Raw genomic sequence first — 19,572 nt, forward strand, 5'->3', positions numbered from 1 at the left:
TCACGTTTCCTGCACGCCGCTCGGGGTGGCGGAAGCGCGGAAGAGCTGCGCCTGGGACACACCCGGCATCTGGATGGCGCCACTGTTCATGACCGGAAAACCACCGGTGGGAGGGCTGATCGGGTTCGGTGGCCCGACCAGGACGGCCGTCGGCAGCAGGACCACGGCCACCGTGCCGCCGTAGGAGAGCGACTCCCGCAGCGTGACCCGGATGTCGTGACGGCTCGCCAGGCGGCCGACGACGAACAGGCCGAGACGGGTGTCGGACGACAGTGCCACGTCGCCGAAGTCCGGGACCTCGATCAGCTGACGGTTCAGCTGTTCCCGCTGGTCGGCACTCATGCCCAGACCGCGGTCTTCGATCTCGACCACCATGCCCTTGCCGACCATCTCGCCGCTCACCTCCACAGTGGATCCGGGAGGGCCGAAACTGGTGGCGTTGTCGATAAGTTCGGCCAGGATGTGGATGACGTCGGCGGCCCGGTCGGAGGCGATGGAGACGTCCGGGATCCGCCGCGCCACCACCTGCTCGTAATTGATCGTCTCGCCGGTCGCCCCGCGCACCACGTCGATCAGCGGTACCGGGCGGCTCCAGCGCCGGCCGGGCTGCTTGCCGCCGAGGATGACCAGGTTCTCGGCGTGCCGCCGGGCCCGGGTGGCCAGGTGGTCCAGCTGGAAGAGCAGCTTCAGGTGAACCGGGTCCTCGACGTGTTCCTGGGCCTGGTCGAGGAGCTTCAGCTGCTGGTAGGCGATGCCCTGGGTCCGGCGGGCGATGTTCAGGAACACGTCGCGCGTACCGGCCCGGGACTTGGCCTCCTCCGCCGCCGCGCGCACGGCCATGTCCTGCGCCTCGTTGAAGGCCTGGGCCACCTCACCGATCTCGTCGTCACCGTGGCGCAGCGGCGAGATCGTGCTGCCCGGCTCCTTACCGTGCCGGAGCAGCTCGACGGCCTCCGGCAGCTTGCTGCCGGCCATCCGGCGGGTGTCGTCACGCAGGTTCCGCAATCGCTGAGCCACCCGTCCCGACATCTGCACCGCCACCAGCACCACGAGAAGACCTGCCATCAGCAGGATCGCACCGACCGTCCAGGCCCGCACCTCCTCGTCGTGCACGGTCGTCGCGCTGCGGTCGGCCGCGTTCTGGGCGTGCTGCCCGTAGAGCGAGGCGAGCTGCTCACCGACCTGTGCCACGGCGGCCCGCCACTGGTCGAGCGTGACCGGGGACCAGTTCTTCGGGAGCTTGCCCCCGTCGGCCAGCTGCCGGCTCAGGGCCGTCTGGGTCTGGTCGAGCAGCAGCCAGTTCGCGCCGCTCATCAGGGTCTGCAACTGGGCGCGCTCGCTGTCACCGAGCACCTCACCGATGGAGGCCAGCTGGGAATGATAGGCGCCGTACCGCTGCTGGAAGTCCGCGGCCAGTGTGTCCGGCAGGTTCTCGCCGAGCATCGCCACCTCGGTGAGACTCGTGCTGCGCCAGAGCGACTCGGCGCCGTAGAAGAGGTCGACCGAGGTCAGCTGGTCGTAGGCCGAGGGGGCGTTCGGGGCCTCCTGGGTGGCGGTGCGCAGACTGGCACCGAACGCGGTGATCACCTGACCGTAGGCCAGGTAGGTGGTGGGGATGTCGACCCGGCCGGAGTCGACCCCGGCCCGCAGCTGGTTCAGCTGGTCACCCTGCTGGGTCAGCGCGCCCATCTGGCGCTGCACGCCGGTGGAGTCGGAATTCGTGATCAGCGGGCCGATCACGGCGGCCAGGTCGGTCAGGGAGGTGTCCACCTGCTGCCGGGTCGCGTCGAGCCCGGCCTGGGGACCGCCGGCCAGCAGGGCCATCGACAATCGGCGTTCCTCCTGGAGACCGAGGATGGCCCGGGCCGCGGGGGAGGAGGCGTCCGACACCGACTGCTGCAGCGAACTGCTGTTCCGGGCGTCGACGGCGAGATAGCCCGTGACGGTCAGCGCTACCGCGATCAGCGTGATCGAGGGAACCAGCGCGATGGCGAGCAACTGCCGCCGGATCGTGGGACGGCGGTGCACGAGCAGTCGAACCATGAGGCAGCCTCTCGGAAGCAGTGCGGCGGATCCGGCACGGTCGGGTGCCTCGCGGTGCGGGGGTGAACCCCTAGTCCGCCCATGATGTTGCCGCAGGCTGCTTAACCGATATGGAACGCATTGTTACAAAATGTGATTGGCAAGAGGTCTGCACGAAAAGTCAAACTTTGAACAAATGTCTTGATTTGCCGATTGGAAATCGGTAAGGGCTCTGGCGGCCGGTGAACTCTGCGTGATGGTTCACGTACGCCTCCCGTTGGGTTTTGAACCCGTTCGAGCCTCTGTCGCGTGATGGGGGAAAGGACCGGCGAACAACGCGGAGGGTGCTCGATGGAGGTCTCGCGATGAGCCGGGCGCAGGCTGCCCCGCACCCGGCCGGGATCGCGGCGGTACCCCGGGTCAGTCAGGTGCGGATCGTGCTGGTCGCGGCCGACCCGCTGAGTCAGGCCGGGGTGGAGGGCATGCTCGCGACGCATCCCCGTCTGCGCCTGGTGCCGGTCTCCCGGGCCGGCGACGCCCACCTGCTCGTGCTGGTCGCTTCCCGGCCGGACCCACAGATCGCCGACGTCGTCCGCGCCGTCACCCGGGCCCGGCCGCTACCGGTCCTGGCGGTGCTCGACGAACCGGGCGAGCAGGCGCAGGCGCGACTGTCGGCGCTGGGTGTGGTGGCCTGCCTCTGGCGCGCCGACGTCTCCGCCCAGCGACTGGTCGCGGAGATCGCGGACGTCCACGCCCTCCTCTCGCACCCGGCCTCGCAGCCACTACTGGCGGCCCGGCCGGCCCGCGACCTGGACGAGTACCGGCGGCGGCACGCCCCGGACACGGCCGACAGTGCCCCCCACGGGCGTGAGGCCGACGTGCTGAGGCTGCTCGCCGAAGGGCTCGCGATCCCCGAGATCGCCAGGCGCCTGAGATATTCCGAGCGAACGGTGCAGAAGACACTGTTCGCGGTCACTTCCCGGTTGCGTCTGCGCAACCGCACCCAGGCCATGGCCTACGCCTGGCGAAAGGGCCTTCTGTGATACCTACCCCGATCGGCACCGCCACCACCGCCCAGGCCCAGGCCATGTCACTGCTGCGCATCAGTGTGCTGGCGGCCGATCAGCTCGACGAGGCCGGCGTGGTCAACCTGGTCGGCCGGCGACCCGAGTTGATCCTGCAGCCGATGAACCGTCTGGCCGAGGCGGACGTGCTGGTGGTGGTCGCCCATGCCCTCACCGCCCAGCTGCTGCGCCAGACCCGCGACCTGGTGGCCGGGCGGGACCTCCCGATCGCCACGATCCTCGAGCGTTTCGGCGAGGTCGACCTGCTCACGGCGGTCGAGGTGGGGTTGCGGGGCGTGCTCTGGCGCTCGCAGGTCACCGCCCACCGGTTCACCTCGCTGATCCGCACGGTCTCGACCGGCGACAGCGATCTGCCCCGCGAGGTGCAGAGCCGTCTGGTGCGCGACATGGCCGAGCTCCAGCGGTCGGTGCTGATCCCTCGCGGCCTCACCCCCTCAGGGCTGGAGCGCCGGGAGGTAGAGGTGCTCGCACTCATCGCCGACGGTCTCGACACCGCCGAGATTGCCGAGCGCATGCAGTATTCCGAGCGCACGGTGAAGAATATCCTGTCCGGGGTGATGGCCCGGCTGGGCCTGCGCAACCGCTCTCACGCGGTGGCCTACGCACTGAGGGCCGGTTTGCTCTAGTCGATGACCCGCAGGACAGGTCCTAGCAGCCGTTCTGCAGGGCGACCTTCGCGTAGCCCAGGGTCTGGCGCACGTACTGGTAGGTCCAGTTCAGCGGGCGGATGCTCAGGGGTGCCTCGAGCATCAGCAAAGTGCCCGGGTAGCAGCGGTCCACGATCGATCGGGTACGGCTGATGTGATATGTGGCCGCCACCACGCCCACCCGGTCCCAGCCGTTCTCCTGCGCCAGGCGTCCTAGTTCGCGGGCTTCGCCCCGGGTGGTCATCGGGTCGGGCCGGAAGCAGATCAGCTGGTAATCGGCCGGTTTCGAGGCGCACAGGTCGTGCACCGGCTGGAAGTCCGGATCGTCGGTGGGGTAGGGGTCGGACACGATCAGTACGGACGCCTTGCCCTGCTCCACCAGTTGCTGCGCGTAGAAGGCCGTCTCGGTGCGGCCACCGAGAGCCAGGATCGCGTCGACGCTCTCGCCGTCTGCCAGCGTGTCGGTGCGGGGGAACGAGTACAGCCGGCCTCCGGTCGGCACGATCACCAGCACGGCCACCACCAGGAAAATCGCCAGACGCCGGGGCCAGCGGCGCGGGGGCAGGCTCGTGACGGCGCCGCGATTCTCAGGCTTCTCAGGCATACGACCGGGCCACCCGGGTCGCCTGCTCTCCGTACGACGCCCCGAACAGCACCGCGTGCACCAGCAACGGGTGCACCTGGTGCAGGGGCCGGCGGTCTCGCCAGCCGTCCGCCAAGGGGGCCGTCTCCTGGTACCCGTCGAGCACGCTCTCCAGGTGGGGCAGGCCGAACAGGGCGAGCATGGCCAGGTCGGTCTCCGGGTGGCCACCGTGGGCGGCGGGATCGATGACCACGGCGCCCACCGGCGTCCACAAGACGTTGCCCGACCACAGATCTCCGTGCAGGCGGGCAGGTTTCGTTTCCGGGCCGGTCAGTGCCGGGTCACCTTCGCGCAGTCGGTCGCACAGATTGAGGACGAGGTTCAGCCCGCTCCCGCTCAGCCCTCCGCAAGCCTGCGCGGCGCGTGCGAAGGGCTCCACGCGGCTGCGCGCGTAGAAGTCCCCCCAGTGCGGCGGGGGTTCGGTGAGGTGCGGCAGGGGCAGCGTGGCGATGAACCCGTCGGCGACGCCCGGAGGTGCGCAGCCGTGGTGCGGTGCCCCCGCGCGGTGGGTGAGGGCGAGTCGACGGCCGAACTCACGGGCCGCCTCGGGCGTCGGGCTCACGATGGGGTAGCGGGGCAGAATGATGGACGAGGTGGTCACCTCGAGCACGTCGGCCACCGGTGTGCCACCGGCCTGGGTGGCTGCGCCGAGCCAGCGTAGGCCGGCCGCCTCGACCGGGTAGAAACCGGCCGGGGCGTTCGGGTCCTGCTTGGTGAAGGTGGTCACGTTGGTCACATTGGTCAGGTGGGGGAAGACCATTTACGCGGGGTGCCCCTGACGCTCGTCGAGGTAGTCGACGATGCCGTCGACCGCGGCCTCGATCTGCTCGATCATCTCGACGAACTCGGAGTTCTGGGCGCTGCGGTCGTAGTACGGGTCGGGTACGTCGAGGCGCCGGTCGTCGTCGGACACGTCTTCCAGGTCGAAGTCGAACGAGCGCAGCAGCCGGATCTTCGCCGCCGACTCCGCGTCGGGCGCCATCGCGTGCAGCTGCCGGAAGTGGCCGCGGTCGAGGGCGACGATCAGGTCGCGCTCGGCGAACAGGCTCTCGTGGAACTGCTGGGCCACGTGCTCGCTGCCGTCGTACCCGGCCCGCTTCAGAGCCCACACCGCACGCTCGTCGGCGCCGTCACCCACGTGATAGCTGTCGAGGCCCGTCGAGTCGACCTGTGCGGCCAACCCGGCGTCGTGGATGCGGGCCCGTGCGATCACCTCGGCCGAGGGAGAACGGCAGATGTTCCCCGTGCAGACAAAACAGATCCGGTACGGCGCCATGTCGGCCATTCTCCCTCAGTCTTCCCTCAACCCGTGGCCCGGTCAGATGACCGGCTCGGACTCCGGGAACAGTCGCGCCAGCAGGTCGGAGAGGGTGATGACCCCGACGAACTGGCCGCCGTCCGTCACCGTGGCCAGGTGACTGCGGGTCTCCCGCATCTGGTTCATCGCCTGGAACACCTTGGTCTGCGCCGGCAGCGTGTACACCGGGCGGGCCAGCGACTGCGCGGGGGCGTCGTCCGGGGCCAGCAGGGTGTCGCGCACGTGCACCACGGCGTTCATCGTGGCGCCCTCACCGATCAGGATGCGCAGGTGACCCGACGACAGCGAGGCCTCCCGCACGGCCCGCACGTCCGCGTCCGGCAGCACACTGGTCGTGCCCCCGTCGCGTCGCACCAGGTCACCCACGGTCAGGGTCTCCAGGTGCAGGGCGTTGTTCAGCCGGTCCGAGTACCCCGCCTCGAGCGATCCGACGCTGGCCGAGTGCTCGACCAGGCTGCGCAGCGCGGCCGGGTCGCGGCCCGAGGCGACCTGCTCGGCCGGGTCGACGTTCACCCGGCGCAGACACCAGTTGGCGATCGCGTTCAGCCCGTTCAGCAGCGGCCGGGTGAGCGCCATGAAACCCCGCATCGGCAGCGCCAGCAGCACGGCCGAGGTCTCGGGGTGCGCGATGGCCCACGACTTCGGCGCCATCTCACCCACCACCAGGTGCAGGAAGGTGACGATGATCAGGGCCAGCACGAAACCGGCCACGTCGGCGGGCAGCTCACCCAGGCCCCAGTGCTCGAACATCGGGGTGAGCCAGTGGTGCACGGCCGGTTTGGTGACCGCGCCGAGAGCCAGGGTGCAGGCTGTGATGCCGAGCTGTGAACCGGCCAGCAACACGGTCAGCTCGCTCGAGCTGCGCAGTGCGGCCCGGGCCGAACGGCTCGACGTGGCCAGGTCTTCCAGCCGGTGACGGCGGGCGGCCAGCAGCGCGAACTCGATCGCCACGAAGAAGGCGGACAGGGCGATCAGCGCGAAGGTCACCGCGACGACCACGAACGGGTTGCTCATGCCTCCACCTCCTCGTCGGTCTTCTTCTCGTCGATGCGCAGGCGCAGTTCGACCGGCACGTGCCGCTCCACCCGCATCACCTCCGCGGACATCACGTAGACGGGTGGGTCGCCGTCGAGGGCCAGCAGGGCCGGGTCGGTGGGCAGTTCCACCTCGACCACCGTGCCCACCCCCGGTAGCGAACCGTGGCGGGCGATGACCAGACCGGCCAGGGTCTCGAAGTCACCCCGCGGAAGTTCGCTGTCCACGGCCCGTTCCGCCTCGTCCAGCGGCGTTGAACCGGCCAGCAGCCAGGTGCCGTCGTCGGCCTGCGGCCGCCGCAGACGCTTGCCCGCATCCGCCGGGTCGTGCTCGTCGGTGATCTCGCCGACCAGTTCCTCGGCCAGGTCTTCCGACGTGATCAGACCGGCGAGACCGCCCCACTCGTCGAGCACGCAGGCCAGCTGGGCGCGTTTGATCACCAGCAGTTGCAACAGGGAGGTCAGCGGCATGGTGGTCGGTACCAGGGTGGCGGGACGCATGATGTCCGTCGCCGTTCCGGCGTGATCGGCCGGCAGCACCAGCACGTCCTGCAGGTGCACGACACCGAGGACCTCGTCGTCGGGTCCGAGCACCGGGTAACGACTGTGGCCCTTGCTCATCAGCTCGCGCACCCGGGTGATCGGGTCGTCGGAGTGCACCACCCCGACCGCGGTGCGCGGGATCATCGCGTGCTGCACGTCTTGCTGCGGGAAGTCGAGAATGCGGTCGAGCAGCAGGGACAGCTCCGGGGGCAGGTCACCGCTCTGCGCCGACTCCGCCACGATGTGCTCCAGGTCGCGGGCCGTGGCCGAGTGCTCCACGTCGTGCGCCGGCTCGATGCCCAGCACCTTCAGCAGGGCGTTCGAGGACTTGTCGAAGATCTGGATCAGCCAGCCGAAGACGGTCAGGTAGGCGCTGGTCGATCCGGCCAGCCAGAGGGCGACCGGGTCGGGGCGGGCGATGGCCAGGTTCTTCGGGAACAGCTCACCGAAGATCATCTGCACGGCGGTGGAGAACAGCAGGGCCAGCACGGTGCCGATGGCGATGCCGACACCCGTGGGTACGCCGACGCCGCCCAGTGCCTCACCCAGGGCCTCGCCGATCAGCGGTTCGGCCACGTACCCGACGAGCAGGCCGGTGATCGTGATGCCCAGCTGGGCGCCCGACAACATGAACGACGTGCGCTGCGTGACCGTCAGGGCCCGCTCGGCCGCCGTGTCACCGGCGTCGGCCCGGGCCTTCAGCGCCGACCGGTCCACCGCCATGTACGCGAATTCCTGGGCCACGAAGTATCCGGTGACGGCGGTGATCGCCAGTACCACCAGCACACCCAGGAGCAGGGACAGGACCCACATTAGTTCGTTCCCCCCTTCACCGCGTCAGGATCGGCACAGTTCCGGGGGCCGGGATAGTCGTGGTCGTCCATCGCTCGCTCTCATAGGGGCTGTATCTCCCGGGCACAACGCGTCATCGGCGCAGGCAGTTCCCAGGTTCACCCGGATTGCGCAGAGAGCTGGCGGGATCAGGGCCCGCGCCCCAGGCCCGCCCTGGGCATCGTGACGGTGCTGCTCCCCCCAACTTCGTTCGTGATCAGGCAAAGTGTCCCCGGGGTGCCAGAACGCCGGGGACACTTTGCCTGATCACGAGAGGGCTTTAGATGCCGATGGCGTCCAGCTCGGCCACCGTGGCCGCGTCCAGGGAGATACCGGCCGCGGCCACGTTCTCGTGCAGGTGCGCCACGCTCGAAGTGCCCGGGATCAGCAGGATGTTCGGTGAGCGCTGGAGCAACCAGGCCAGGGCCACGGCCATCGGCCGGGTCCCGAGCCGCTGCGCCACGGCGCTCAGCGTGTCCGACTGCAAGGGCGAGAAGCCACCCAGCGGGAAGTACGGCGCATACGAGATGCCCTGCACCGCGAGCGACTCGATGAGCGCATCGTCTTCGCGGTGGGCCAGGTTGTAGAGGTTCTGCACCGTCACCACCGGCGCGATGCCCTGAGCCTGGGCCACCTGCCCGGCCGTCACCGTGCTCACCCCGAGGTGCCGGATCTTGCCCTCGGCCTGGAGCTGCGCCAGAGCGGTGAACTTGTCCTCGATCGAGCCGGGCACCGGGGAGTGCTCACCGCCGACCCGCAGGTTGACCACATCCAGCGTGTCCACCCCGAGCCGCCGCAGGTTGTCGTGCACCTGCTGCTTCAGCTGCTCCGGCTCCCGGTGCTGGAGCCAGCCGCCGGTCTCGTCGCGCACCGCACCGACCTTGGTGACCACCGTGAGGCCGTCGTAGGGGTGCAGCGCCTCGCGGATCAGTTCGTTGGTGATGTGCGGACCGTAGAAGTCGGCCGTGTCGATGTGGGTGATACCGATCTCGGGCAGTGCGCGCAGCACGGCCAGGGCCTCGTCACGGTCCTTCGGGGGACCGAACACCCCCGGACCCGCGAGCTGCATGGCGCCGTAGCCCGTCCGGGTCACGGTCAGATCGCCCATCGGATAGGTGCCACCGGGAAGAGTTGTCTGCGTCATGACCGCCACTCTCCGCCTGACCTGCGAGTACAGGGAGTGCCCCCGCCACCCTGGGAGTGTCAGGACCTAGGCTGTCGTCCTTTCTCGCCAAGGAGGCTGTAGGGATGTCCGTCGTGGTCGTCGGCAGTGTGAATCTTGACCATGTGGTTCGCGCGCCCCGGATCCCCGGGCCGGGGGAGACCATCCTCGGCACCGACGTCGCCGAGCACCCGGGCGGCAAGGGCGCGAACCAGGCCGTCGGGGCAGGTCGCAGCGGCGCGCAGACGGTTTTCGTCGGGGCCTTGGGAGACGACGCGGCGGCTGCCCGCCTGCTGTCCGAACTGCGCGGGGCCGGTGTGGACACCCGCACCCGCACGGCGTCGGTCCCGACCGGCACGGCCTGGATCACGGTCGGCGACGACGGTGAGAACGTCATCATCGTGGTGCCCGGCGCCAACGCGTCCATCACCGAACTCACCGAACCCGAACGCGAGATCGTCGCCTCGGCGCGCATTCTGCTGATGCAGCAGGAGATTCCGCAGAGCTCGATGGTAGACGCCGCCCGCACCGCCCAGGGCCTGGTCCTCCTCAACGCGGCCCCCACCCGGGAGGTCTCTCCCGATCTGCTCGCGCTCGTCGACGTCCTCATCGTCAACGAGCACGAGGCGGCCGACCTGAACGGCGCTCCCGCCCCCGCCGGAGAGCTCATAGTCCGCCTGCTGGAACAGGTTCCGGCCGTGGTGCTGACGCTGGGCGCACAGGGATCGATGATCGCGGTGCGGGGGAGCGACCCGGTCGCGATCCCCGCCCACCGGGTGCGCGCCGTCGACACCACCGGAGCGGGCGACGCGTTCTGCGGCGCGCTCGCGGCCGAGCTCGACCGCTCCGAATCCGCCGTTGACCTGCTCGAACGACTCACGGCGGCGGCCCGTTTCGCCACCTCGGTGAGCGCGCTGGCGGTACAGCGACCGGGCGCGGCCAGTGGCATCCCGACCCGCGACGAGGTGCTGAAGGCCTACCCGGCAGGCTGATGCGCCAGCAGCATCACGACCGCGATGGCCAGATCACAACCGACCACCCAGTAACAGGTTTCGGTCAGCAGCTGGCGGTAGTGCAGGACCGACCGGGTCAGGACGAGCGACACCAGGCCCGCGGTGACGAACGGTGCGACGACCAGGCCTGCTGTGAGCAGGGCCGCGTCGATCGACTCGGCGCCGCGGGCCCGGTCGTCCGCGGTGAGCAGGACGATCGCCTCCAGGGTCACGGTGAGGGTCAGGGTGCCGACGGTGAGCAGACCCGCTCTGAGGGTGTCGATGTACTGCCGGTACTGCCGGTAGCGCACAGGCCGGCGAGGTGTCCCTGCCTTGTTCACGCGCCATCCTCGATCCCCGCTGCGAACTGCTCCGATAGCGCTCAGTTTATGGTGCGTCACGGGGTGTTTCGGCAAGGACGAGGGCATGAACGGTGCATCGCGGACATCCGGTGCGCCCGACGCTCGCCAACCGCTGGTGGTCTTGAATCGTCCATTCGTCGCGCTTGGGCTACCGTTCGTCGTGCGGTGACCAAATCGTTGTCACTTCAGCCACATCCGTTCCGGTTTCAGAGTCGCCAAAAGACCCGGATGGCGCGGGACTCGTTAACGGTCACAAATGCGCAGCTCAGAGTGCAGTACCCGTTACAACACGAAGAGTTTTGCCCCTTTTGAGCTGCGGTGCAGCCCCTGCCGAGGGTTGCGCGCAAGGGCCGAAAGGTGTCCTTGACAGCGGTGTGGCGCGTACCTCAAGCTCACACCCCAGCGAGCGTTGTTAACGTTCACAATGTTGGTGTTGAGTACGTCGAAGGAGACGACCATGGCAGCGGTACCGCTGTACGACGATCTGGTGGCTGTGGCCGTCGGCGTCGGCACCGGAGCCCTGTTGCCGGGGACCCACCCGCACACCGTGGTCGAGCACGTTCTCCCCGGTGTGATGGTCCCCGCCGCCCGTACCCCGAAAACTGCGGCAGCCGATGCGCTGATCCGTCAGAACACCGTGCCGCAGGACCGCTTCGCGCGCCACGGCAACGCCGTACCGAAGAGATTGACGGCTCTGCCGCACCAGGTGCGCGCCGGGCAGATTGCTGGGAAGCCGTGACCATCACCGAAGACATCCGCGCCACGATCTCCTCCGTCCGCGAAGAGGTCGCTGCACTGCACGCCGAACTGCCGGCCAACGGCCTGGTGGTCTGGACCGCCGGCAACGTGTCGGCCCGCGTGCCTGGTGCCGACCTGCTCGTGATCAAGCCGTCGGGCGTGCGCTACGACGAGCTCGACGCGGAGTCGATGGTGGTGGTCGACTTCGACGGGAATCTGGTGGAGGGCAACCACTCCCCGTCGTCCGACACCGCCGCGCACGCCTACGTGTACAAGCACATGGCGCACGTCAACGGGGTGGTGCACACGCACTCGACCTACGCCACCGCCTGGGCGGCCCGGCGCGAGTCGATCCCGTGCGTGCTGACGATGATGGCGGACGAGTTCGGCGGTGACATCCCGGTCGGCCCGTTCGCGCTGATCGGTGACGACTCCATCGGCCGCGGCATCGTCGAGACGCTGACCGGGCACAACTCCCCGGCCGTCCTGATGGCCCAGCACGGACCGTTCACGATCGGCAAGAGCGCCAAGGCTGCGGTCAAGGCCGCGGTGATGCTGGAGGAGGTCGCGCGCACCGTGCACATCGCCCGCACCCTCGGCCCGGTGAACCGCCTCGACCAGACCGACATCGACAGCCTCTACGCCCGCTACCAGAACGTCTACGGCCGCTGACCGCGTCGGTCCCTGGGGCGTCCATCGTCGTTCCAGGGGCCTTCGCATCCTGTAACCGGCCTGCGTGACAAGGATTCCTGATATGACGAAAACGACCACCCGCACCATCTGGTTCCTCACGGGCAGCCAGAACCTATACGGCGACGACGTGCTCGACCAGGTCGCCTCCCAGTCGCAGACCATCGCCCGGGCGCTGAACGACGCGGCCGAGGTTCCGGTCGAGATCGTCTGGAAGCCGGTCCTGAAGGACTCTTCCTCGATCCGCCGTCTGATGCTCGAGGCCAACGCCGACGACAGCGTCATCGGGCTGATCGCCTGGATGCACACGTTCTCCCCGGCCAAGATGTGGATCTCCGGTCTGGACGCGCTCGACAAGCCCCTGCTGCACCTGCACACGCAGGCGAACGAGGGCCTGCCCTGGGCGCAGATCGACATGGACTTCATGAACCTGAACCAGGCCGCCCACGGCGACCGCGAGTTCGGTTACATCCAGACCCGTCTCGGCACCCCGCGCAAGACCGTCGCCGGTCACGTCAGCTCCCCGCGCACCCTGGCCAAGGTCGGTGTCTGGGCGCACGCGGCGGCCGGCCGCCACGCCATGCGCACGCTGCGCCTGGCCCGGTTCGGCGACAACATGCGTAATGTCGCGGTGACCGAGGGCGACAAGGTCGAGGCCGAGCTGAAGTTCGGTACCTCGGTGAACACCTACGGCGTCAACGACCTGGTCGAGGTCGTGGACGCGGTGGACGACGCCGCGATCACCGCCCTGGTCGCGGAGTACGAAGACCTCTACGACGTGGCCCCCGAGCTGCGGGTGGGTGGCGAGCGGCACGAGTCGCTGCGCTACGGTGCCCGCATCGAGGTCGGGCTGCGGACCTTCCTGGCCGAGGGTGACTTCAAGGCCTTTACCACGAACTTCGAAGACCTCGGCGGTCTACGCCAGCTGCCCGGCCTGGCCGTGCAGCGGCTGATGGCCGACGGTTTCGGCTTCGGAGGCGAAGGCGACTGGAAGACCTCGGTCCTCCTCCACACCCTGAAGGCGACGGCGCAGGGCCTGCCCGGCGGCACGTCGTTCATGGAGGACTACACCTACCACCTGGTGCCTGGCCAGGAGCTCATTCTCGGTGCGCACATGCTCGAGGTCTGCCCGAGCATCGCCGTCGGCACACCGAGGATCGAGATCCATCCGCTGGGTATCGGAGGCCGTGAGGACCCGGTGCGCATGGTGTTCGACGCCGCGCCGGGCGAGGCGGTCACGATCGGTATCGCCGACATGGGCGACCGGTTCCGGTTCGTCGCCAACCAGATCGAGGTTGTCGAACCACTCGAAGCACTACCGAACCTCCCCGTTGCCCGGGCCGTCTGGAAGCCCCAGCCGGACCTGGCGACGTCTGCCGAGGCCTGGCTCACCGCCGGTGGTCCGCACCACACGGTGCTGTCCACGGCTCTCACCGGTGAACACCTCGGCGACCTCGCGGACATGCTCGAGACCGAGCTCGCAATGATCGACGCCTCGACCGACGTCCGTTCGTTCGGCCGTGAACTGAGGTGGAACCAGGCGTACTACCGCCTGGCGCAAGGCTTCTGACGTAACGCTCCCCTGTATCACAAACTGCCCGGCGGCCGAAGACGGCCGTCTCAGAGCACCGGAGAGAACAGATGCAACGCAGCAGAGTTACCCGGATCGTCGCTGGCTTCACCCTGATGGCGGCCCTGGCCGCTTGTGGGTCGGCCGAGAAGACCGGTGGAGATGCCCCCAAGGCGGGCGAGGACGTCGCGGGCTCGCTCGTCGGCGTGACCATGCCGACCCGGTCGTCCGAGCGCTGGATCAACGACGGTGACAACGTCAAGGCCGCGCTCGAGAAGCTCGGTTACAAGGTCAGCCTCGAGTACGCCGAAGACAAGATCCCGACCCAGGTCGAGCAGATCGAGAACCAGATCGCCCAGGGCGCTCGGGTTCTCATCGTCGCCGCGATCGACGGCACCGCGCTCACCACGCAGCTGGAGTCGGCCAAGGAGCAGGGCGTCAAGGTCATCTCCTACGACCGCCTGATCCGCGACACCGACGCTGTCGACTACTACGCCAGCTTCGACAACTACAAGGTCGGCGTGCAGCAGGCCACCTCCCTCCTCGTGGGCCTCGGCCTGAAGAAGGAGGACGGTTCCGACGGCGACGCCAAGGGTCCGTTCAACATCGAGCTGTTCGCCGGTTCGCCCGACGACAACAACGCCACGTTCTTCTTCAACGGCGCGATGGACACCCTGAAGCCGTACCTCGACGACAAGACCCTCGTGGTCCAGAGCGGCGAGACGGACTTCAAGACGGTTGCCACCCTCCAGTGGAAGCCGGAGACGGCTCAGGCCCGCATGGAGAACGTCATCACCAAGGCGTACAAGGGCGACACCAAGGTTGACGGTGTGCTGTCCCCGTACGACGGCATGAGCATCGGCATCCTCTCCGCCCTGAGCAGCGCCGGCTACGGCAAGGGCGAGGCTTTCCCGGTCGTCACCGGCCAGGACGCCGAGCTGGCGTCGGTCAAGTCGATCATCAAGGGCGAGCAGTACGCGACCATCTACAAGGACACGCGTGAGCTGGCCGACGTTGCGGTCGACATGGCCGACAAGGTCATGAAGGGCGAAGAGCCCGAGGTGAACAACACCAAGGACTACGACAACGGCAAGAAGGTCGTTCCGTCGAAGCTCCTGGAGCCGGTCATCGTCTACAAGGACAACTACGAGAAGACCCTCGTGGACTCTGGCTACTACAAAGAGTCTGACCTCAAGTAGCTGATACCCCCAGCTGCCGGTTCGCCCACAGGCCAGCTCTTCCGGTCTGTGGGCGGACCGGCGCATCCCCCTTGAGGAGCGCGGATGCCCAGCAATATTCTTGAAATGCGTAACATCACGAAGACCTTCCCGGGCGTGAAGGCTCTGCAGAACGTCACTTTCACGGTGGCGGAAGGCGAGATCCACGCCATCTGCGGTGAGAACGGCGCCGGGAAGTCGACCCTGATGAAGGTTCTGTCAGGGGTCTACCCGCACGGTGAGTACGACGGCGACATCGTCTTCGAAGGCAAGACCTCCGAGTTCTCCGGTATCCGGGACAGCGAAGAGCGCGGAATCGTCATCATTCACCAGGAACTCGCCCTGGTGCCTGAGCTGTCGATCGCGGAGAACATCTTCCTGGGCAACGAGACGGCCAAGCGTGGCCTGATCAACTGGGACGAGACGAACGCGCGCGCAGCGAAACTGCTGCAGCGCGTCGGCCTGACCGAGAATCCCACCACCAAGATCATTGAGCTCGGTGTGGGTAAGCAGCAGCTCGTCGAGATCGCCAAGGCGATGTCGAAGAAGGTCCGGATGCTCATCCTTGACGAGCCCACCGCGGCTCTCAACGACGACGACTCCGCACACCTGCTCGACCTGCTGCGCGGCCTGCGTGACGAGGGCATCACCTGTGTGATCATCTCGCACAAGCTGAACGAGATCAAAGCGATTGCCGACCAGGTCACGATCATCCGTGACGGTCAGACGATCGACACCCTGCACATGAAGCATGACGAGGTCACCGAAGACCGGATCATCTCGCTGATGGTCGGCCGTTCGCTCGAGAACCGCTACCCCGATCGCGATCCCAGTATCGAGATCGGCGAGGAGGTTCTGCGGATCGAGAACTGGACCGTGCACAGCCCGGTCCAGCGGGGTCGGGTGCTGATCCGGAATGCCAACCTGAACCTGCGTAAGGGCGAGGTTGTCGGCCTGGCCGGTCTGATGGGCGCCGGTCGCACCGAGCTCGCCATGAGCGTGTTCGGTCGCAGCTATGGGACGAACATCAGCGGTCAGCTCTACAAGTTCGGCAAGCCGATCGAGGCGAAGAACGTTCAGCAGGCCATTCAGCACGGCCTCGCCTACGCCACCGAGGACCGGAAGCGCTACGGCCTCAACCTGATCGACAACATTCAGCGGAACGTGTCGGCCGCGGCCCTGGGCAAGCTGGCCAAGGCCGGCTGGGTGGACGACAACCAGGAGCTGGCTGTCGCCGAGGGATTCCGCAAGAGCCTGCGGATCAAGGCGCCCACCGTGGCCTCGATCACCGGCAAGCTCAGTGGTGGTAACCAGCAGAAGGTCGTGCTGGCCAAGTGGATCTACACCAATCCCGACGTTCTGATCCTCGACGAGCCGACGCGCGGTATCGACGTCGGCGCCAAGTACGAGATCTACCAGATCATCAACCAGCTCGCGGCGGAGGGAAAGGCGATCCTGGTGATCTCCTCCGAACTGCCTGAGCTGCTGGGTATCTGCGACCGGATCTACACCCTCTCCGAGGGGCGGATCACCGGTGAGGTGCCCCGTGAAAAAGCCAACCAGGAGCTGCTCATGCAGTACATGACCAGAGGGCAGGAGTGAGCCACGATGGCCAGCACTGATTCCTCCTCCAAGCCCGACACCGAGAAGCCCGACGAGGTCACCTCCGAGGGAACACCGGTCACGGAGCCCACGGACGAGGTCACGACGAAGGTCACCCCGAAGACCGGGGACGCCGTCACGGTGGACGAGCCGGCGAAGGCCGAGGAGCCGGTCAAGACTGAGGACGCGGTCAAGACTGAGGACGCGGTCAAGACTGAGGACGCGGTCAAGGCCGAGGACGCGGTCAAGGCCGAGGACGCGGTCAAGACTGAGGACGCGGTCAAGACTGAGGACGCGGTCAAGACTGAGGACGCGGTCAAGACTGAGGACGCGGTCAAGGTCGAGGAGCCCGCGAAGGTCGAGGAGCCCGCCCTGGTGGCGGCTTCCACGTCTGCCGCCCCGGCGCCCAAGGCCCCGGCCCCCGCCCCGAAGGCCCCGGCCGCCGCGCGCAGCCGGTTCTCGTTCAACGCGAGCAGCCTGCGCCAGAACGGCATCTACATCGCGTTCGCGCTCATCGTGGTGCTCTTCGCGGTTCTGACCGGTGGCGACCTGCTGCAGCCGCAGAACCTGTCGAACATCATCGTGCAGAAGAGCTACATCCTGATCCTCGCGATCGGGATGATCCTGATCATCATCGCGGGTCACATCGACCTGTCGGTGGGATCGGTGCTCGCCGCGACCGGTGCCTTCTCCGCCGTGCTCATGGTGAATCATGATGTGCACTGGGCGATCGCGATTCCGCTCACCCTGCTGATGGGTGGTCTGATCGGCGCCTGGCAGGGCTACTGGGTGGCCTACTTCGGCATTCCGGCCTTCATCGTCACCCTGGCCGGCATGCTCGTCTTCCGTGCACTCACCCTGGTGATCCTGAGCAACCAGGGCATCGGCCCGTTCCCGGACACGGTGCGGGACATGGCCAACGGCTTCACCCCGGGCTGGCTGGGGAATGTCGCGCTGGGCTCGCTCGGTGGCGCCGACCTGATCACTCTGCTCGTCGGTGTGGCTCTGGTCATCTCGATCGTCTGGACGCAGTGGCGGGGTCGCACGGCTCGTCAGAAGCTCGGTCAGAGCGTCGATTCGATGACCGTGTTCCTGCTCAAGATCATCGCGCCGTCCCTGGTGCTGATGTTCGTCGTCGTGCAGCTCGCCCGGTTCAAGAACCTGCCCTGGGTGCTGCTCCTGCTCGGCGCACTGGTCATCATCTACTCGTTGATCACCGCCCGCGCCGTGTTCGGCCGTCACATCTACGCCATCGGTGGCAACCTCAACGCCGCAACGCTTTCCGGTGTCAAGGTCAAGTCGGTGACGTTCTGGCTGTTCGTCAACATGGGTGTGCTGGCCGCGGTGGCGGGCATCATCTTCTCCGGCCGCCTGAACCTGGCCGGTCCGACCGCCGGTAACAGCTTCGAGCTGGACGCCATCGCGGCCGCCTTCATCGGTGGTGCGGCGGTGCAGGGTGGTGTCGGCAAGGTGATCGGCGCCATCACCGGTGGTCTGATCATGGCCGTCATCGACAACGGAATGTCCCTGCTGGGCGCCGGTAGCGAGCAGGTCATGCTGGTCAAGGGTCTGGTGCTGCTCGCCGCGGTTGCCTTCGACGTCTGGACCAAGCGTCGGGCGGGTGCGAGCTCACGCTAGGAAGTTCCGCAGTCTCGGGTTGACACCCTGGCACGTGGCGCCGTGAGGGCGCCCGTGCCGGGGTTCCTCCTCCCGATCCGGCCAAGGATCGGGAGGGGATACCCACCCCACGAGCGATCCCGCGCGTGAAACCCACGACGTTAGGATCAGATTCATGACTCCTCCGTCCCGGGCGTCGGCCCCGGCCGGCAGCGATCCAGGGAACTCCGGCGGTCCGGGCAGTGTGGGGCAACGCAAGCGGCCCGGTATGCATGACGTCGCCAAACTCGCCGGGGTTTCTCACCAGACCGTCTCGCGAGTGCTCAACGGTAGCGACGGCGTCAGTTCCCGCACTCGGGCCGTCGTTCTGGCGGCCATCGACCAACTGGGCTATCGCCCGAACTCGGCGGCGCGCACACTCGTGACCGGCCGGTCAAAAGTGCTGGGCCTGGTCACTATAGGAGGCGCGCTCTACGGGCCGATGTCGATGCTCTACGGCGTCGAAGCGGCTGCCCGTGAAGAAGGCTACATCCTCACCGTGGTGAACGTCGGCTGGGGTGAGGGTGGTTCGGTCGAGAGAGCCGTCACCCGTCTGGAGCGCCAGGGCGTCGACGGCATCGTCGTGGTGGCACCTCTCACCTCGGTGGGGGAGTCGCTCACCACGATGGCCCGCCACCTTCCCCTGGTCGCGGTCGAGAGTTCGCTGAAAAGCACGCTGCCGGTGATCTCGGTGGACCAGATCGCCGGGGCCCGGCTCGCCACGGAGCATCTGCTCGGCCTCGGGCACAGCACGGTGTGGCACGTCTCCGGTCCTGGTCACTTCTACGAGGCCCAGGACCGGGTGGTCGGCTGGACCGCGGCGCTCGAGGATGCCGGGGCGGAAGTGCCGCCCCTGCTGCACGGTGACTGGAGTGCGGCGACGGGTTATGACGCCGGTCAGATCCTGAGCCGCATGCGAGATGTCACCGCGGTGTTCGTGGCCAACGACTCGATGGCCGTCGGCGTGTTGCGTGCGCTGCGGGAGAACGGTCGCGACCTGCCGGGTGACATCAGCGTGGTCGGTTTTGACGACATTCCCGAGGCCGGGTACTTCAGCCCGCCCCTCACCACCGTGCGCCAGCCGTTCGAAGAGGTCGGCCGGCGCAGCCTCAAGGCACTGCTGGCACAGATCGAGACCGGCGTGGGCGAACCCGGCCGCACGGTCATCGGGCCGGAACTCGTGATCCGCGAGAGCACCGCGGCCCCCCGGTAGCGAGACAGCGAGACAGCGAGACAGCGAGACAGCGGGGCCCAGGCAGGAACACGGCGAGTCCTGGGCAAGAACATAGGAGCGCGGTCCCTCCCCCGTCAGCAGGGACCGCGCTCCGGTGTTGTGCGCCGCTGCCCCTTCGGCGCCCGGCCCACCCGCAGGGCGTCCGGCATCCGCGATCTGGGGCGGTGCCGGGGGCGGGTGGCGCATCTCCAGTAAGCCGTGTCCAGCCCAACCGGACAATCCGTCG

At 67.8% G+C, this 19,572-nt stretch carries 18 protein-coding genes; 10 read left to right on the plus strand and 8 right to left on the minus strand.

Features of this window, described 5'->3' with window-relative positions:
* On the minus strand, positions 1-2,043 hold the full coding sequence (locus tag QSK05_RS32155; RefSeq protein WP_285601163.1) for a sensor histidine kinase: 2,043 nt from the start codon (positions 2,041-2,043) through the stop codon (positions 1-3).
* A gap of 344 nt (positions 2,044-2,387) precedes the next feature.
* Between QSK05_RS32155 and QSK05_RS32160 the strand changes: the two genes are divergently transcribed.
* Positions 2,388-3,065, plus strand: coding sequence for a LuxR C-terminal-related transcriptional regulator (locus QSK05_RS32160; protein WP_285601164.1), 678 nt, complete (start codon positions 2,388-2,390; stop codon positions 3,063-3,065).
* Positions 3,062-3,733 carry a helix-turn-helix transcriptional regulator gene (locus QSK05_RS32165; protein WP_285601165.1) on the plus strand — a complete coding sequence of 224 codons (672 nt, stop codon included), beginning with the start codon at positions 3,062-3,064 and terminating at the stop codon, positions 3,731-3,733. Before QSK05_RS32160 ends, QSK05_RS32165 begins: the two co-directional genes overlap by 4 nt.
* 22 nt (positions 3,734-3,755) lie before the next feature.
* Here QSK05_RS32165 and QSK05_RS32170 read toward each other — a convergent pair whose 3' ends face one another.
* The 6 genes from QSK05_RS32170 to QSK05_RS32195 form a co-directional block, all read right to left on the minus strand.
* Complete coding sequence (locus QSK05_RS32170) at positions 3,756-4,358, minus strand: YdcF family protein (RefSeq protein ID WP_285601166.1); 603 nt, start codon at positions 4,356-4,358, stop codon at positions 3,756-3,758.
* Positions 4,351-5,124 (minus strand): fructosamine kinase family protein, encoded by a 774-nt coding sequence (locus QSK05_RS32175; RefSeq protein WP_285601167.1) that lies wholly within the window; start codon positions 5,122-5,124, stop codon positions 4,351-4,353. The genes QSK05_RS32170 and QSK05_RS32175 overlap by 8 nt, the downstream gene beginning before the upstream one ends.
* A gap of 33 nt (positions 5,125-5,157) precedes the next feature.
* A complete protein-coding gene (locus QSK05_RS32180; protein WP_285601168.1) occupies positions 5,158-5,673 on the minus strand; it encodes a low molecular weight protein-tyrosine-phosphatase in 516 nt (171 codons plus the stop codon).
* 42 nt (positions 5,674-5,715) lie between these two features.
* Entirely contained in the window at positions 5,716-6,729 is a 1,014-nt protein-coding gene (locus QSK05_RS32185; protein ID WP_285601169.1) for a hemolysin family protein, read from the minus strand.
* Entirely contained in the window at positions 6,726-8,105 is a 1,380-nt protein-coding gene (locus QSK05_RS32190; RefSeq protein WP_285601170.1) for a hemolysin family protein, read from the minus strand. The genes QSK05_RS32185 and QSK05_RS32190 overlap by 4 nt, the downstream gene beginning before the upstream one ends.
* A gap of 298 nt (positions 8,106-8,403) precedes the next feature.
* Positions 8,404-9,267 (minus strand): oxidoreductase, encoded by an 864-nt coding sequence (locus QSK05_RS32195; protein WP_285601171.1) that lies wholly within the window; start codon positions 9,265-9,267, stop codon positions 8,404-8,406.
* 104 nt (positions 9,268-9,371) lie between these two features.
* Here QSK05_RS32195 and QSK05_RS32200 point away from each other — a divergent pair, with 104 nt between their 5' ends.
* Positions 9,372-10,277 (plus strand): ribokinase, encoded by a 906-nt coding sequence (locus tag QSK05_RS32200; RefSeq protein WP_285601172.1) that lies wholly within the window; start codon positions 9,372-9,374, stop codon positions 10,275-10,277.
* Here the strand turns inward: QSK05_RS32200 and QSK05_RS32205 are convergent.
* Entirely contained in the window at positions 10,262-10,618 is a 357-nt protein-coding gene (locus tag QSK05_RS32205; RefSeq protein ID WP_285601173.1) for a hypothetical protein, read from the minus strand. The genes QSK05_RS32200 and QSK05_RS32205 overlap by 16 nt on opposite strands.
* A gap of 478 nt (positions 10,619-11,096) precedes the next feature.
* Here QSK05_RS32205 and QSK05_RS32210 point away from each other — a divergent pair, with 478 nt between their 5' ends.
* The 7 genes from QSK05_RS32210 to QSK05_RS32240 all read left to right on the plus strand — a co-directional run bounded on the left by QSK05_RS32210 (position 11,097) and on the right by QSK05_RS32240 (position 19,325).
* Positions 11,097-11,378: a hypothetical protein gene (locus QSK05_RS32210; protein ID WP_285601174.1), complete on the plus strand. Its 282-nt coding sequence runs from the start codon at positions 11,097-11,099 to the stop codon at positions 11,376-11,378.
* Entirely contained in the window at positions 11,375-12,049 is a 675-nt protein-coding gene (locus QSK05_RS32215) for an L-ribulose-5-phosphate 4-epimerase (protein ID WP_285601175.1), read from the plus strand. Before QSK05_RS32210 ends, QSK05_RS32215 begins: the two co-directional genes overlap by 4 nt.
* Before the next feature lie 82 nt (positions 12,050-12,131).
* Positions 12,132-13,637, plus strand: a complete 1,506-nt coding sequence (gene araA / locus QSK05_RS32220) for an L-arabinose isomerase (protein ID WP_285601176.1) — start codon at positions 12,132-12,134, stop codon at positions 13,635-13,637.
* 71 nt (positions 13,638-13,708) lie between these two features.
* A complete protein-coding gene (gene chvE / locus QSK05_RS32225; protein WP_285601177.1) occupies positions 13,709-14,836 on the plus strand; it encodes a multiple monosaccharide ABC transporter substrate-binding protein in 1,128 nt (375 codons plus the stop codon).
* An 84-nt stretch (positions 14,837-14,920) separates the two neighbouring features.
* Positions 14,921-16,456, plus strand: coding sequence for a multiple monosaccharide ABC transporter ATP-binding protein (mmsA, locus tag QSK05_RS32230; RefSeq protein ID WP_352303387.1), 1,536 nt, complete (start codon positions 14,921-14,923; stop codon positions 16,454-16,456).
* A gap of 375 nt (positions 16,457-16,831) precedes the next feature.
* The gene (gene mmsB, locus QSK05_RS32235; RefSeq protein WP_352303420.1) at positions 16,832-18,094 is read left to right on the plus strand and encodes a multiple monosaccharide ABC transporter permease; all 1,263 of its coding nucleotides are present in this window, start codon (positions 16,832-16,834) and stop codon (positions 18,092-18,094) included.
* Positions 18,095-18,248: 154 nt separating this feature from the next.
* Entirely contained in the window at positions 18,249-19,325 is a 1,077-nt protein-coding gene (locus QSK05_RS32240; protein WP_285601180.1) for a LacI family DNA-binding transcriptional regulator, read from the plus strand.
* The last annotated feature ends 247 nt before the right edge of the window (positions 19,326-19,572 follow it).

Source organism: Kineosporia sp. NBRC 101731, assembly GCF_030269305.1.
In the GTDB taxonomy this organism is placed as follows: Bacteria; Actinomycetota; Actinomycetes; order Actinomycetales; family Kineosporiaceae; genus Kineosporia.

Coding starts and splice junctions, on each gene's coding strand:
- mmsA (WP_352303387.1), top strand. CDS start 14,921: ATGCCCAGCAATATTCTTGAAATGCGTAACATCACGAAGACCTTCCCG.
- QSK05_RS32190 (WP_285601170.1), bottom strand. CDS start 8,105: ATGTGGGTCCTGTCCCTGCTCCTGGGTGTGCTGGTGGTACTGGCGATC.
- QSK05_RS32200 (WP_285601172.1), top strand. CDS start 9,372: ATGTCCGTCGTGGTCGTCGGCAGTGTGAATCTTGACCATGTGGTTCGC.
- araA (WP_285601176.1), top strand. CDS start 12,132: ATGACGAAAACGACCACCCGCACCATCTGGTTCCTCACGGGCAGCCAG.
- QSK05_RS32240 (WP_285601180.1), top strand. CDS start 18,249: ATGACTCCTCCGTCCCGGGCGTCGGCCCCGGCCGGCAGCGATCCAGGG.
- QSK05_RS32170 (WP_285601166.1), bottom strand. CDS start 4,358: ATGCCTGAGAAGCCTGAGAATCGCGGCGCCGTCACGAGCCTGCCCCCG.
- QSK05_RS32195 (WP_285601171.1), bottom strand. CDS start 9,267: ATGACGCAGACAACTCTTCCCGGTGGCACCTATCCGATGGGCGATCTG.
- QSK05_RS32155 (WP_285601163.1), bottom strand. CDS start 2,043: ATGGTTCGACTGCTCGTGCACCGCCGTCCCACGATCCGGCGGCAGTTG.
- QSK05_RS32180 (WP_285601168.1), bottom strand. CDS start 5,673: ATGGCGCCGTACCGGATCTGTTTTGTCTGCACGGGGAACATCTGCCGT.
- QSK05_RS32185 (WP_285601169.1), bottom strand. CDS start 6,729: ATGAGCAACCCGTTCGTGGTCGTCGCGGTGACCTTCGCGCTGATCGCC.
- QSK05_RS32210 (WP_285601174.1), top strand. CDS start 11,097: ATGGCAGCGGTACCGCTGTACGACGATCTGGTGGCTGTGGCCGTCGGC.
- QSK05_RS32160 (WP_285601164.1), top strand. CDS start 2,388: ATGAGCCGGGCGCAGGCTGCCCCGCACCCGGCCGGGATCGCGGCGGTA.
- chvE (WP_285601177.1), top strand. CDS start 13,709: ATGCAACGCAGCAGAGTTACCCGGATCGTCGCTGGCTTCACCCTGATG.